Genomic DNA, 14268 nt, shown 5'->3' with positions numbered 1-14268 from the left:
TCGATCATCACCTCGGGAGAAACACATGGGACAACTGACACGACGTGCCGTGCTCGCCGGCGCACTCGCCACCCCCTTTGTTGCCAGGGCAGAGGACTGGCCTGCGGGTCAGATGAAGTTCATCATCCCGTTTCCTGCCGGCGGAACGCTGGACGCTATCGCCCGTCTGGTTCAGCCGGGTTTGCAGCAGAGACTGGGAACGACGATCATCATCGAAAACCGTCCGGGCGCAGCGGGCAGCATCGGCGCGGCGGCAGTGGCGAAGTCACCGCCAGATGGCCGCACGTGGCTGTTCGTATTCGATACTCACGCGACCAACCCGGTGACGCAGCCGAGCCTGCCATATAATTCCGAGACAGATCTGGATCCGGTCATGCTGGTCGGTACGGCGCCGAACATCATTGCCTGTCAGCCGTCACGCCCTTACCAGACTTTGGCTGAGTTGATCGCTGCGTCGAAAGCCAAGCAGGGCGGCTTCGCATTTGCGTCGGCTGGAACGGCGAGTCTTGGCCATCTCACGATGCTGCTGCTTGCCAAACGCTCCGGCGCGCAGTGGAGCCACGTTGCCTATAAGGGAGCAGCCCCCGCGGTGAACGACGCGATTGCGGGACATATTGACCTGATCATCGCAGCGACCACGGTGCTCAACAGCCAGATCGACGCCAAGTTGCTGCGCCCTCTCGCTCAGACCGGCGCAACACGCCACCCGACCCTTCCCGACGTACCGACGCTCGCCGAAAGCGGGTTTCCCGATCTCGTCGCGACGCCTTGGTGGGGACTGTATGCGCCCGGGAAGACGCCCAAACAGATCATCGCGCGTTTCAATACAGAGATGCGCGCGGTTCTGAAGGACGCCAGCGTGACGGGACGGATCAACGCGATGGGGCTGACGGTCGCTGCGAGCGATCCGGACTACATGCGCAACTTTTACGCGGAGCAGGCGCATATTTGGGGGCAGGTGGTTCGAGACAACGGTCTCCAGGCCGAGGGTGGATAGCAGATAGACCATCGCGCGGACCGGTTTTTACATCGTCACCCTACCGACCGGATTATTTGGTGCCGCGTCACGGCGCGGCCGTCCCCGCGGACGTTTCGCCCGAAGCGCGGCTTCCGCGTCCAGCGCGGCCTGGTGTTCCGCCGCCACCTCCAGCTGCTCCAGCACCTTGAGGGTTGCTCTCGCGCCCATGTTGACGTGATTGACGGCAGCCTGCCACGCCGCCTGCGGCTTCCGTGTGATGATCGCGTCGATTATCGCATGGACCTCGACAGCGTTTTCCTTCAGGCGTTCGGGCTGCGACAGAACAATGGGACGAAGATAGCTGAGACGTGCGCGAATGACGCTCACGAAGCCCTTGACGACGCTGTTGGCCGAAACGCTCATCAGGAATTCGTCGAGCTGATTCTTGCATTCGAGCACCTTAGCAACGCTACCTGATTTGAAGGCGCGGTCCAAATCTCGTTTGAGCCGGTGCAAGTCCTTGATTTCGCGCTCAGAGATCCGCTCGGCGGCGGTCCTTGCCGTCAGCCCTTCCAGCATACCCCTGACTTCATAGTGTTGCCGCGCCTCGTCGGGGGATACCCGCGCCACCACGGGTCCTTGATTGGGGATGTTGTCGACGATGCCCTCGGCCTCCAGTTGCCGCAGGGCTTCACGGACGGCAGTCCTACTGACGCCGGTCCATGCACACAGCTCGCCTTCCTTCAACCGCTCGCCTGGTTGAAAGCGGCCATCAATGATGGCGGTGCGCAGATTGCTTGCGACCTGTTGCCGGAGCGGTGCGGCCTTGGCCGGTACGCGCTGGACTTTGGAAACCTTCACGCAGTAATTCCTTGTACTAATTCGGTAATTGGTATCATACAATACTAGTTGATTATCCTGCTGCCTAGCTGCGATTTAGTCTCCTCAGGCTTGAGACGCTCGGACTGACATTGCCGAATATCCAACTTGCACTGGGCGAGAACGAGCCGCGGTCGAAAGAGTTGCCGCCGCACGCGCCTTGCCATCCTTGCTCACCAGGCGTCAAGGTCGGAAAGGGGTCCTGCGGATTGCGGCTCAACGAAGCACGTTCTCGCGGTCCTTTTCGCAGATCGCCGTTCAGGCCCCGCAGACCCATTCATACCTACGATGCCGGAGAGCTCGGCAGCCGCCGCCCTTGCGATGCGTTTGCCCAAGCTAGCTGGCGAATGGGCGAGGAAGAAACCAACGTCTACTGGTGCGCTCTGCCAGGCTCGCATAAGCTGAGTGGCTAACATGTGAGGGCCAAAAATTCATGCGGCAAGCTCGGTTTGACGGTTGGTTGCAGAGCTGTCGCGGTCCCGTCCGCACAAGCCGAACGGCATTTGCTATGTATCAATTCGCCCGTTCATAAGCCATGGACCTACGACAGCTTCGGTACTTCGTTTTCGTCGCGGATCTGAAGAGCATCGCCCGCGCTTCGGCTCACCTCGGCGTAGCAGGCCCTGCCATCAGCCGGTCAATCAGTGCTCTCGAAGACGAACTGCGAACGCCGCTGTTCGACCGAGACGGGAGAGGCATGCAGATGACGGAAGCAGGCCTCATGCTGCACCGAAGCGCATCCCAAATCCTGCGCGACGTGGAGCTTGTTCGTCAGGAGGTCATGGCCGAAGGAAAACACCTGACCGGCGACGTGATTATCGGAGCCACGCCGTCGGTTATCGCCATGGCGGGAGCGGAGCTCATCAGGGCCTGTCGCGAACGTCTGCCTCGCGTTCGTCCGCGCTTACTTGAGGGATATAGCGCTTATTTGCAAAACTGGGTGCTGACCGGCTCGATCGATGTCGCATTAGTCAACGGCCTTCAGCCAGATAGCCCGCGCCTCGTCAGTGAGTGCCTTGCCGTCGAGCGGCTGTTCGCCATCGGGCCACCAGGGATGTTCGCTGGCGATCCGGTCGGCCTTGCGAGCCTCCTTGAACATGCTCTGCTGCTTCCGTCGGCTCAAAATCCGATCCGAAGTTTGCTGGATGCGGGCGCCGCTGGCCTCAATCTCTCCGTATCCACGGTGCTGGAGATCGATTCCGTTACCCTTCTGAAAGACCTCGTGCGACAGGGCCTTGCTCCCGCTGTCCTCCCCTTCGGCGCTGTCAAATACGAGCTCGAGACTGGCGTCTTGAGCGCCAGCCCCATTGTCACCCCCGAAATCAGAAGCGATCTGGACCTCATTTACCTTGCCGATCGTCCGCCAACGCGAGTGGCATCCGAGGTGATCGACATGCTTCTGGAAATCCTACGCCAGATCGTTTCCAAAAAGGAGCCGAATGGTTTCGTCGAGATCCGGCATCGCGCCAGCGTCCGCCGCAAGGCAAAGACGTAGCCAAATCGCCGACAGCCAGAAGCGCGTGCCCACATAGCTCGATAGTGTCCACTGCTCGTAAAGGCCGGTGCGCAACACTCGAAACGAGGCAATGGTACCGGAGCCAAAGGCCATCATGGGTGTTAAGCGCTGGCGACTTCGCAATGAAGGCGTGATCCCTTTGTCGGCCTAACTGTTTCTGCGCGTTTGAGATGGGGCGTCTGAGGTTGACCTTCGCCAAACCGTCGCACGGATTCCGGCCGCCGTGAACGGCAGCAACTCCAGCCAAGGCTCAATTTCCCAGACCGTGATCTTCACTGGCCTTTCCGCGTCGGAATTGTGGGGCAGGCAGGGGTCAATGTCGATTTCACCAAGCGTAAGTTTCATGTTCATGAGCGCGCCGACGAATACAATCAGCTCGGCCGCCCGAAATCAGGCTCGGAGGAGCGTTCGTCCCATTGCCGCCGATCGCATTCAATGCGTTGCGTGAATGGAGGCTGCAATGTCCCAAGCCCGATCTCGGATCGGTGTTTCCAGTCCGGTGAAGGACGTCGAGATCGTCACCCGCGATTACATGGTCAAACGGGGCCCTGTGACCGGTGCAAATCGCCGCCGGTATCACCAAGTTAGGTAAGGCTCCAACGAGAAGGCCATGGACGCCGCAAAATATCCGGGCTTCACTCTCTTTCGGCACTTCTTTGCGAGCTGATATATAAACCGCAAGGTTGATGGCGGGCTTGAATTGCGGCGCCTAAGGTGGTCCAGGAGCGGCTCGGCCATTCGGTACTGGGGCAGTTGGATTGTGACGCCATTAGAGTGCGTCGATGGCAGTTTCGATAGGGAGGAAAAATGTTCGGGACCCAATCGGACTTTCTATGAATTCCGCTTCTTTCCAAAAAGCGGCAGCCTTCTCATCGATCGCGTGTACCAGGATGGCGCGAATACCGATCGTTTCAGATGCGTGAACGATTTGGTGGAGGGCATGTTGAAGCAGGTCTTGGCCGAGCCCCTTGCCCTTGTAGGTAAGATCTCGCGCCAAGCGGCCTATAATGGCTACAGGTACGGGATTTGGGAGTCCGTGCCTTTTTATGGGCGGCTTGGGAATTGCAGCCCTCTCAACACTTCCAGAGGCGATGCAGTAGTAGCCTACGACCGAATTGCCCTCGCAAACAACATAGGTGCGAGCAGTCTTGCCCTCGCTGTCGAGGGCGCGATTCTTCAACCAATCGGTCAGGGCTTCATTACCGCAATCAAAGCGGCTAAAGTCATGCGTCGGCTTGAGAAGCGTGGGGGAGGTTATGCCCGCACGCTTCCTCGGATGTTCGATTACTTCTGCCAAAGCGGCTTACGCTTCATCAGTGCCTTCAACTTGGTCCCGGCCGGAGGCGGGTTATCAAGTGCATTCAAGAAGGCATCGTGCTTCTCTGGATCAAGGACAAATAACCTTTGGTCCAAAAGCACATCGATGGCATGTTGCCGCGCACTATCCAGCATGAATTCGCTAAGCGTCTTGCCCACCGCCACTGCAGCGGTATCGATCAAGTGCTTTACCTGTGCGGTAGCGCGAATGTGGATATTGGTTTCGCTCCGGACGCGGCGCGACCTTACTCGCGCCGCAGGGCGCTGTAGTGCTGCTTCCATTGCGGTTACTCCTCACTTCTTATGAAGCGTTATATTGCATTCGTGTACACAATGTCAACACGGTTCGAATGGTTCCGAAGAAACTATCCAAAAAAGGGCCGAAGAGGACATAAGTGACCAATGGATCAACCGAAACGTTCACATAACCCAACTTAACTCCCCAAGTCGATTCTCAACGGGCGAGGTCCCTGGCAACGGTCGGAAAACCAAAAGCGGAAAAAACCCAGCTGCGGTCGAGCGGGGTCGCCGCTTGCTTGGTCAATGCCAAACTAAGCCGCTGTCGGCGTCTCAAATGATTGGACATCCCGGCGCAGATGTCGTCGATCGGCGACATTCTAAAATGTTGTCAAACGCTGACATTTCCGATTGTCAGCGAACGGCGACACGGTAATGTAAGCGATCGCTGACATTTGGATGTTCCATGCTCACACGTACCGCAGCCGATCTTGGCGCCGTCATCCGCGACCGGCGCAAGCGCCTCAAGCTCGATCAGTCGACGCTAGCTAAACAGGTTGGTGTCAGTCGCCAATGGATCATCGAAGTCGAGCATGGCCACCAGCGCGCAGAACTCGGGCTCATCCTTCGCGTCCTTGATGCTCTCGGCATCAAGCTCGATGCAGACAGCAATCTCTCCTCGGGCCACGCCGCCCCGAAGTCCGCCGTCGATCTGGATGCCATTGTGGCGAAAGCCAAGAAAGGCAAGCCATAATGGCCGAGCTCATTGCACTCCTTGAACGAAGTCGGTCGCGTCCGTAGTGATGCACGCGGCCGGCTGATCGTCGACGTTGGAAATCAGTGCATTGAACGTCATGCGTCGAAAAAGTTCTTTCGCATCCTTTCCCGGCTCCTCCGTGACCCGGCGCATCTCTTCCGCCATCAACACATAGGACCAGCGATCGCGCATCTCGACGGCTTCATCAGCTCGCAAACCGGTTAGCCCGCTGATCATCCGCGAACGCAAATATCCCTTGCCCGTCTACGTGCGATCAAAGCGCTTGACGAGAAGAACGTCCTTCGCTGCAAACCTTGGCCAACTCGAGCATCGCGCGTTCGACGCGAGTGTTGTTCCAGCGGTCGTCCGGACGATTGAACTTTGCGATCCAGAATCCGTGGTCATCTTCGACGACAGCTTTCGGACGGGCTCCGCCCATGGAGGTGCCGAGCAGCATCCAGTCTCGAACCTGGGCGCCTTCCTCGGTTTTACATCTTCCTAGAGCATCAAGGCTTCGGCGATTTCCTGAAGCTTTGCAAGTTCGAGCGTCTTGTTGAATTTGCGACGTGGTGCCGGAGGTTGTTGACCAAGTCCAAACCAAGCGCCCCTACGCCGTCGTCGGCTGAATTCAGCAGATAGTCGAGTTCGCCAAGCTGGGGAACCCCGGCATGCTTCTCGATGACGCGGCGACCCCAATAGTCCGAGCTTGCATCGCGTAACGCGCCAAAGACCGCCATTCAGTCGGCCTGTTTCGTAAGTCTCATCCGATAATTCAAGCTCGATAGGATCAATCGCGACCGCATCTCCGTTTGAGAGGTACAACTTGCCGTAGACGAAGCGAGCCAATGCATTGCCACGGCGATCCTTAGCGAGCTAGAATCGGGCCGGCGGTTATCGGTTCGGTCTGACACGGCAGCGTGATGTAGACGAAGCATTCGGTGTTGCTTTAGAAGTCATTGTCGAGCCCTCCGGACTTGCGCGCCCGCTTGCGTTCCCGCGTCGCTTGCAGAGCAATCCCTTCCCTGTCCTTTGAGGGGTCAGCGAGTTCTTCGAGGGGCTGGAGCATATCGTAGAGCCACAGCAGCCCGGCATACACCACGATACCCGTCGATGCTTTGCCCTTTTCGGCGTCCATAACAGCGCGCACGCCCGTTCCAATTCTGCTGGCTGCGTCCTGCATGGTCATGTTGCGGCGGATGCGTGCAGTACGCAGATCCGCTCCCAATTGCGTGAGCGTCCGTGACACCGGGTAAGGGGGCGCCTTTTGAAGTTTGTTGGTTGCTACCATGCTCTTGAAGGCCATTAAGCAGATTATTATGCTCTTAAGAGCATACAGCAATTTCCTGCAGTTTGCCATATTTTGCTTTTAAGAGCGCTTTATGTGCGATAATTTGCTCTCAAGAGCACTTATTCCATTTTCTAGTGCCGTAAATATATCAACGGGATATGTAACCAAAATATGCAGCTATTAGTTGTGAAAGTTCCTATGATAATCTATTTGGGAAGCTCTTTGACTCGTCAGGGGCAGCCATTTGGGACCAGCACCGAGGGTGCCGCCAGTCACGACTAACCAGGCGGGTCGGAATCCAGAAACATGTCTGGAGCCAACAACGAACAGCTTCGTCCGCCGCCGAGCTGGGACAAATTCGAGGAAATCTGCGCGGATCATTTTTCGCGCATCTGCAAGGACAACCAACACGACCGTGCCGGGCAAGGCAACTCGGCGTCGATGACTACGGCAAGGATAGCGGAGCTGATGCGAGATGAAGCGTGAGTTGACCTCCGAGATCGTCACGCGCGTTGTCAAGGAGGTGCGAAGCACTAATGTTGTTGCTGGTCCCAGCCCTGCGCAGGCACCGACCGGTCGGTCTGATCCACTGGACAACGGCTGACGGAAGCGCTCGAGCGCGACTACGCTGCGCGTTGCGAACCCCTTCTCCAGCAATCGGTCTTTCCCGAACTCCACAAACGAGACGAGCTCCCGCCGCTCCTTCCGATTTGCTGGAAACGAAAGGCAGGCCGCGTACGCTTCTCCCGGCACAGACGCTCGCGTCCGTGAATCAGTCGCAGAGATCCAGGCTTCGCCATCGTCTCCGGATCTCTCGCGAAATACGGCCTTGCTGACTTTGTCGCGTGACAGATTGGCCCTCCCAGGCTTGTCACCGTACGCATCAAGACTCTGGAGAAGAGGCTGCTTAGATGGGCACGGAACGGGAGGAACTCTTCTCACACGATGATCAAGAAGGGGGCGTCGGGCACGCCGCCGCCGCAGCAGGCAGCCGCGGGCGGAGGACTAATGCTCCCTTAAAGCTGGATTGCCCAAACGGTAATTCGGCTGTCACCCCATAGTCGCTAATCCTACCAAATCCTGAATTTGGAGGAGCGGATGCGTTTAGGCGCCGATATTGGGGGAACTTTCACAGATATCGTCCTGGTCGACGATGAGACCGGTTTATTTCGGCTCGGTAAGGTCCTGACAACTCCAGATCAGCCTGACAATGGCGTAATCAATGGAATTAAGCAGGTCATCAACGGTGATGCAGGCCAAGTTTCGCATGTTGTGCATGGGACGACGCTTTTCACCAACGCGCTGATCGAGAGAAAGGGGGCGCTGACCGCTCTCGTCACGACCCGCGGATTCCGCGATGCCGTCGAAATTGCGCGCGAGCACCGCTACGACATGTACGACCTTCGGCTGCGTCGTCCCGCCCCGATTGCCCGGCGGCGTCACCGGTTTGAGATTGCCGAGCGAATTCTGTCGGATGGAACAATCCGCCAGGCCCCCAACGAAGACGACGTCGCGCGCATCGCCGAGGAGATGCGCAGAATAGGCATCGAAGCGGTTGCCGTCAGTCTCATCAACGCCTACGTTTGTCCGGATCACGAGCGCATCGTTGGCCGCATCCTACGGGAAAAGCTCCCCGGCGTTGCGATAACTCTCTCCAGCGACATCTCCCCGGAAATCAGGGAATTCGAGCGTTCGACGACGGCGCTCTGCAATGTCTATGTCAAGAGCATCGCCGAGAAATATCTGACGCGGCTCGAAGCGCGTACGCGCGACGAGCTCAGCGATGCAGCCGGTCTTTATGTGATGCAATCGAATGGCGGTCTGCTCACCGCCAGCCAAGCCATCGAAGCGCCGATCCGTCTTGTTGAGTCGGGACCTGCGGCCGGCGCGTTGGCTGCGGCACATTATGCCAAGTCACTCGGACTTTCAGACGTGCTCTCTTTTGACATGGGCGGCACCACCGCCAAGGCCTGCCTCATCGTCGATGGCGAGCCTCTGCTGGCCCCGGAATTCGAGGTCGATCGGCAATATCAGTTCAAGAAAGGCAGCGGTCTCCCAGTCAAGGTGCCCGTCATCGAAATGATCGAGATCGGCACGGGCGGCGGTTCGATCGCGCAGATCGATGCACTCGGCCGCCTCAAGGTCGGGCCGCATAGCGCCGGATCCGTGCCAGGACCTGCCTGCTACGGGGCGGGCGGGGAACGACCAACGGTCACTGATGCCGATCTGCTGCTCGGTTACCTCAATGCAGGCTTCTTCCTCGGCGGAGATATGAAGCTCGACAAGACCGCCGCAGAACGTGCCATTAACGAACAAGTCGGGGCCTCGCTTGATCTCGACACGATAGCCGCAGCCTGGGGAATCCATCAACTGGCAAACGAAGCAATGGCTTCTGCTGCACGCATCCACGCCATCGAGCGGGGGCGCACCATTTCCCAGTTTCCGATGTTTGCGTTTGGTGGCGCGGGGCCGGTTCACGCCTACGGCGTCGCGCGCGTCCTGAAGTTGCCGAAGATCATCTATCCGTTCGGTGCGGGCGTCATGTCGGCCGTCGGCTTCCTCACCGCGCCACTGGCATTTGACTTTGTGCGATCAAGCCCGGCACGGCTGGAACAACTGGATTGGGGCGCAGTCAATCGGTCTCTCAAAGAAATGGAGGAGGAGGGGCGAAGCCGTCTTGCTCATTCAATGGGTGATCGAGAGGTCTCGTTCCGTCGCTGGGCCGATATGCGCTACCGCAAGCAAGGCTTTGACATCCGTGTGCCGATTCCCTCCGGTAAACTTGGGCCAGACAGCATCGCGGAAATCACCGCTTCGTTCGAGCGGGTCTACACCGAACTCTACGGACATACCGTACCCAACACGCCAATCGACGTGATGTCATGGCGAGTGGTCGCATCGGGGCCCAAGCCTGACTTCAAGCTACCGGTCAATACGTCGAAGTCCGACGGTCCACTCAAGGGCTCCAGAAAGATCTACGTCCCTGACGCAGGACTCATCGACGTGCCGGTCTACGACCGTTATCGCCTTGGAGCCGGTGATCGCCTGCAGGGGCCAGCCATCATCGAAGAACGTGAATCGACCGTTGTTATCAACGGACCCGGCGAAATTAGCGTCGATCAGAACCGTAATCTCATTGTCGATCTCGAGGTGGCCCGATGAGCGCCAAGGAACTGGACCCCATTACGCTCGATATCATGTGGGGGCGGCTCATTGCCGCCGTGAACGAGCAGGCCGCGGCCCTGATGCGTTCGTCCTTTACGTCCATCGTCCGGGACGCCGAAGACCTTTCTGCGTGCGTGTTCGATCGCCGCGGCCGGATGGTGGCCCAATCGGTCACGGGCTCGCCGGGGCACATCAATTCCATGGCGACAGGAATGGAACACATCTTGAAGACGTTTCCGCTGGATACGCTCCAGCCCGGGGACGTCATCATCACGAATGATCCTTGGATTACGGTCTCTCAGCTTCACGACATCACGATTGCAACGCCCGTATTCCACAATGGGCGAGTCGTTGCGCTTTTTGCAAACTGCTGTCACGCGCTCGATATCGGCGGCAGGGGGCTGTCGTGTGATGCCCGCTCCGTCTATGAGGAGGGTCTCTTCATCCCGATCATGAAGTTGCATTCGAAAGGAGAACCCGTCGAAGCCGTTTATCGGCTGATCGCGGCCAACGTGCGGACCCCCGATGAAGTGATTGGCGATATTCATGCACAGATCACCGCGAACGAAGTCGGAGCAAAGCAGCTCAAGTCTTTCCTCGAAGAGTTCGATCTTGCGGATATCGAAGGGGTGGCAGACGCCATCGTCGCGCGCACCGAAAGGGCGATGAGAGCCGCCATTACGGCTCTGCCCAACGGATCGCATCCGTTCAAGATCACCATTGACGGGTTCGACAAGCCGATCGAGATTCAGGCCAAGGTCACTATCAAGGACGATGAGGTCATCGTCGACTATGAAGGGTCTTCCTCAACGGTTGATCTCGGTATCAACGTCGGTTTCAATTATACCGTTGCTTACACCACCTATGGCGTGAAGTGCGCAATTGCGCCAGACGTGCCCAATAACGCCGGTTCGTTCACGCCGATACGCACGATCGCCGCCGTCGGGTCAATCCTCAACGCTCAGCATCCTGCTGCCGTCGCTGGCCGTCATACGGTCGGTCACTTCCTCCCTTCAGCCATCATGGGCGCGTTGTCAGGTATCCTGCCGGATAAGGTGATGGCACCCGGCGCCGACAGTCTCTGGAATACGCATATCAGCGGCTTCGATAAGCGCGACAATCAGTTCTTCTCGTACACTTGGTTCTCTACCGGCGGAACTGGCGCCCTCAAGGGACTCGATGGCCTCTCGGCCACCTCCTATCCAAGCGGTGTCGCCGGTGTGCCCGTGGAAATCATCGAAGCTTTGACGCCTCTGGTCGTACGGCAAAGAGCGCTTCGACCTGACTCCGGCGGAGCCGGCGAACATCGTGGTGGCTTGGGCCAGACAATGGAAGTCGAGGTTCTGACCGAGAAGCCCTATCTCTTCTCAGGCATGTACGATCGATGTCACTATCCAGCACCAGGTTTGTACGATGGCAAATCCGGCGCGACCGGTTCGATCGCCAGTTCGAATGGCGAGGAGGTCCGCCCCAAGCTGAGCCGCATGTTGCCGCCAGATACGGTTTTAACGCTCTCGCTACCCGGCGGCGGCGGATTCGGTGACGTTAAACGTCGGGACCGGGAGGCGATCCTCAACGACGTGCTGGACGGTTACGTAACGCCGGAGGCGGCGAAACGTGACTACGGCTTTGAATACACTCCTCCTCACAAGTAGCAACGGAGCGCTTGATGCCGATCCAATCCCGCTTTGTCCTGATTGCTTCAATGGACGTCGATCCTGCGCACGAAGATCTCTTCAACGAGGTGTACGATGGGGAACATGTCCCGCATCTCCTGAAAGTGCCAGGGGTTCACAGCGTTACGCGCGTCAAAGGAGTTCCCTTCGCGTTCGCCATTGCCAACGGCATCAAGGATATGCCGGCGCCCAAGCCGATCTATACGGCCATTTATGAGATTGACCATCCGGACGTCTTGAAGAGCGCCGAATGGGCAAAGGCAGTCGAGGCGGGCAGATGGGCAAGCGAAGTGAGGCCGCATACCCGCAATAGGCACCACGCTGTCTATCAGAGGCAATCCACTAGCCCATAGAGCACAATCACCAATCAAACGTCGTGACGCTTGCCGGGGCGCCAACGACGGGCAGATCAAATGATAACGCGCAGGAGATAGGGATGACGACAAGCGCAGAGACGACATTGACGCCGCAGCTCGACACTGTCGGCCCAAGCACGGCAGGAAAGATGACGCGGCTTGCACTCGCCAGCATGGTGGGTACCTCGCTGGAATGGTACGAGTTCGTAATCTACAATTCCATGGCAGCTCTGATCTTCAATAAGCTCTTTTTCCCGTCATTTGATCCGATTGTCGGTACAATTCTTGCGTTTTCGACTTATGCCGTAGGTTACATCTCGCGTCCCATCGGCGGAATTATCTTCGGTCGCCTCGGAGATAAGGTCGGGCGTCGTGCCGTCCTCGTCTATACGCTCGCTTTGATGGGCATTTCTACCCTGGCGATGGGCTTGCTGCCTACGTACGGGAGCATCGGAATCGCCGCGCCCCTGCTGCTCGTTAGTCTCAGGACCATTCAGGGCATCGCGCTCGGTGGCGAGTGGGCTGGCGCCATCCTTCTTTCCGTGGAGCATGGCAAGCCACAAAATCGCGGGCTCAATGCGTCGTGGACGCAAGTCGGCCCCTCTGCCGGTACTCTTCTCGCCGCAGGGGCCATCGCCGTCACGACGACGCTGCTGAATGAGGCCGATTTCCTGTCCTGGGGCTGGCGCCTTCCGTTTCTGGCCAGCACCGTGCTGGTGTTCTTCGGATTCTGGATCCGCTGGAGCGTTGAGGAAACACCCCACTTCCATCAGCTGCAGGCCGGCCATGCGACGACCAAGGCGCCGGTTGCCGAGGTCCTGAGGGACCATTGGCGCAACCTGTTAGTGGCCGGTAGCGTTCGAATCGGTTCGGACGTGGTGTATGGACTGCTTGCCGTATTCACCTTGACGTATGTCACTCAGAAGCTGGGTTTGAGCCGCACATTGGCCCTGACCGCTGTTCTGATCGGCGCCGGCGTGCATGCCATATCCGTTCCCCTGCTTGCGGCGCTCTCTGACCGGATTGGTCGACGCACTGTCTATGGGCTCGGTGCTCTGGCATCTATCATCGGCAGCTTCCTCCTGTTCGGCTTGTTCGATACAAAATCACCAGCCATCATCATTGCCGCAGTTTCAGTCGGCATGGTGTTTCAAGCCGCGATGTTTGGTCCGCAAGGTGCTTTCGTCACTGAGCAGTTTCCAACACGTGTGCGATACACGGGGTCCTCGCTCGCCTACACCTTCGCAGGTGTCCTCGGTGGCGGTTTTGCCCCGCTGATCTTCGCCACCTTGTTGAGAGAGTATCCCGACACGTATGCGATTCCAGCCTACGTGACCGGAGCCCTCGTCATCACGCTCATTGCTTTGTTGGCAGCAACGGAAAAAGCCGGCCGCGAGATCGATTAGCCACCTTGTGCGATTTGGCGCCGCACATTTGCGATGCGGCGCCAGATCGCCGGATTGACCGGATGTGAACCATGAACGTCAAAACCGCGCTTGCCAGCGTGCCAAAGCCGCCTTCCGCTCTCATTGAAGCCTTCAAAGATGCCCCCACTTCGGTCATCTCGGACAATCTCGACCGATTGGCGGGTGCTGTTGGCTTGAGGCCATTCCATCGTTCCGGACGGTTGGTCGGAACGGCTTTCACCGTGCGGACGCGTCCTGGAGACAACCTCGCAATTCACAAGGCGCTTGAACTGGTCGGCCCCGGGGATGTCATCGTCGTGGACGGAGGCGGCGACGAGACGCGGGCACTGGTGGGTGAGATCATGAAGAATATCGCAGAAGAGAGGGGAGCTGCCGGCTATGTAATCGACGGCGCCATCCGAGACGTCGCGGCCTTCAGCGGTTCGGATTTCCCCTGCTTTGCCCGCGCAGTGACCCACCGCGGCCCCTATAAAAGTGGCCCAGGCTGCATCAACGTGCCAGTGTCGATCGGTGGGTCACCGATCGCCCCTGGCGACATCGTCGTTGGCGATGAGGATGGCGTTGTATCCTTTCCGGCCGCGATGGCAGATTCCCTGATTGAGGCTGTTCGTGCCCAGATCGCGCGCGAAGAGGAGACCATGAAGGCTATTCGCGAGGGGCGTTACGAGGGCTCTTACGGACGGTAGTAACCA

16 protein-coding genes and 1 pseudogene are annotated in these 14268 nt (G+C 58.4%); 10 read left to right on the top strand and 7 right to left on the bottom strand.

The window, feature by feature from the left end:
• The first annotated feature begins 25 nt into the window (after positions 1–25).
• Entirely contained in the window at positions 26–997 is a 972-nt protein-coding gene (locus XH83_RS37535; protein WP_164933595.1) for a tripartite tricarboxylate transporter substrate binding protein, read from the top strand.
• A gap of 27 nt (positions 998–1024) precedes the next feature.
• Here XH83_RS37535 and XH83_RS37530 read toward each other — a convergent pair whose 3' ends face one another.
• Complete coding sequence (locus tag XH83_RS37530; RefSeq protein ID WP_128930083.1) at positions 1025–1819, bottom strand: GntR family transcriptional regulator; 795 nt, start codon at positions 1817–1819, stop codon at positions 1025–1027.
• 553 nt (positions 1820–2372) lie between these two features.
• On the opposite strand from XH83_RS37530, the pseudogene XH83_RS40535 reads away from it, so the two are divergent.
• Both XH83_RS40535 and XH83_RS37525 read left to right on the top strand, forming a co-directional pair.
• Positions 2373–2495: pseudogene (locus tag XH83_RS40535) on the top strand (LysR family transcriptional regulator); the annotation flags it as partial.
• 39 nt (positions 2496–2534) lie between these two features.
• Complete coding sequence (locus XH83_RS37525; protein ID WP_232995557.1) at positions 2535–3332, top strand: LysR substrate-binding domain-containing protein; 798 nt, start codon at positions 2535–2537, stop codon at positions 3330–3332.
• A 790-nt stretch (positions 3333–4122) separates the two neighbouring features.
• Here the strand turns inward: XH83_RS37525 and XH83_RS37520 are convergent.
• Together XH83_RS37520 and XH83_RS37515 are read right to left on the bottom strand one after the other, a co-directional pair.
• Positions 4123–4650 carry a GNAT family N-acetyltransferase gene (locus XH83_RS37520; RefSeq protein ID WP_128930085.1) on the bottom strand — a complete coding sequence of 176 codons (528 nt, stop codon included), beginning with the start codon at positions 4648–4650 and terminating at the stop codon, positions 4123–4125.
• Complete coding sequence (locus XH83_RS37515; protein WP_128930086.1) at positions 4638–4952, bottom strand: DUF1778 domain-containing protein; 315 nt, start codon at positions 4950–4952, stop codon at positions 4638–4640. Before XH83_RS37515 ends, XH83_RS37520 begins: the two co-directional genes overlap by 13 nt.
• A 421-nt stretch (positions 4953–5373) precedes the next feature.
• On the opposite strand from XH83_RS37515, the gene XH83_RS37510 reads away from it, so the two are divergent.
• Positions 5374–5661: a type II toxin-antitoxin system Y4mF family antitoxin gene (locus XH83_RS37510; RefSeq protein ID WP_128930087.1), complete on the top strand. Its 288-nt coding sequence runs from the start codon at positions 5374–5376 to the stop codon at positions 5659–5661.
• Between the two features lie 9 nt (positions 5662–5670).
• Here the strand turns inward: XH83_RS37510 and XH83_RS37505 are convergent, their stop codons facing one another.
• The 4 genes from XH83_RS37505 to XH83_RS37490 all read right to left on the bottom strand — a co-directional run bounded on the left by XH83_RS37505 (position 5671) and on the right by XH83_RS37490 (position 6967).
• Positions 5671–5901 (bottom strand): hypothetical protein, encoded by a 231-nt coding sequence (locus tag XH83_RS37505; protein ID WP_188637393.1) that lies wholly within the window; start codon positions 5899–5901, stop codon positions 5671–5673.
• A gap of 37 nt (positions 5902–5938) precedes the next feature.
• Positions 5939–6121, bottom strand: a complete 183-nt coding sequence (locus XH83_RS37500) for a hypothetical protein (RefSeq protein WP_188637394.1) — start codon at positions 6119–6121, stop codon at positions 5939–5941.
• A gap of 49 nt (positions 6122–6170) precedes the next feature.
• Positions 6171–6401: a hypothetical protein gene (locus XH83_RS37495; RefSeq protein ID WP_188637395.1), complete on the bottom strand. Its 231-nt coding sequence runs from the start codon at positions 6399–6401 to the stop codon at positions 6171–6173.
• A gap of 209 nt (positions 6402–6610) precedes the next feature.
• Complete coding sequence (locus XH83_RS37490) at positions 6611–6967, bottom strand: XRE family transcriptional regulator (RefSeq protein WP_232995558.1); 357 nt, start codon at positions 6965–6967, stop codon at positions 6611–6613.
• 291 nt (positions 6968–7258) lie between these two features.
• On the opposite strand from XH83_RS37490, the gene XH83_RS37485 reads away from it, so the two are divergent.
• The 6 genes from XH83_RS37485 (at position 7259) to XH83_RS37460 (ending at position 14262) form a co-directional block, all read left to right on the top strand.
• Entirely contained in the window at positions 7259–7438 is a 180-nt protein-coding gene (locus XH83_RS37485; RefSeq protein ID WP_128930088.1) for a hypothetical protein, read from the top strand.
• 612 nt (positions 7439–8050) lie between these two features.
• The gene (locus tag XH83_RS37480; RefSeq protein WP_128930089.1) at positions 8051–10114 is read left to right on the top strand and encodes a hydantoinase/oxoprolinase family protein; all 2064 of its coding nucleotides are present in this window, start codon (positions 8051–8053) and stop codon (positions 10112–10114) included.
• Positions 10111–11772 (top strand): hydantoinase B/oxoprolinase family protein, encoded by a 1662-nt coding sequence (locus XH83_RS37475; protein WP_128955152.1) that lies wholly within the window; start codon positions 10111–10113, stop codon positions 11770–11772. The genes XH83_RS37480 and XH83_RS37475 overlap by 4 nt, the downstream gene beginning before the upstream one ends.
• Positions 11773–11786: 14 nt before the next feature.
• A complete protein-coding gene (locus XH83_RS37470; protein ID WP_128930091.1) occupies positions 11787–12146 on the top strand; it encodes a DUF4286 family protein in 360 nt (119 codons plus the stop codon).
• A 152-nt stretch (positions 12147–12298) separates the two neighbouring features.
• Positions 12299–13555 (top strand): MFS transporter, encoded by a 1257-nt coding sequence (locus XH83_RS37465; RefSeq protein ID WP_245477392.1) that lies wholly within the window; start codon positions 12299–12301, stop codon positions 13553–13555.
• A gap of 71 nt (positions 13556–13626) precedes the next feature.
• Positions 13627–14262 (top strand): RraA family protein, encoded by a 636-nt coding sequence (locus tag XH83_RS37460; protein ID WP_128930093.1) that lies wholly within the window; start codon positions 13627–13629, stop codon positions 14260–14262.
• The last annotated feature ends 6 nt before the right edge of the window (positions 14263–14268 follow it).

It is taken from the genome of Bradyrhizobium sp. CCBAU 53351 (assembly GCF_015291745.1).
Taxonomy (GTDB): domain Bacteria; phylum Pseudomonadota; class Alphaproteobacteria; order Rhizobiales; family Xanthobacteraceae; genus Bradyrhizobium.
The sequence above is the reverse complement of the archived record's forward strand: the minus strand, read 5'-3'. Positions and strand labels throughout refer to the sequence as shown.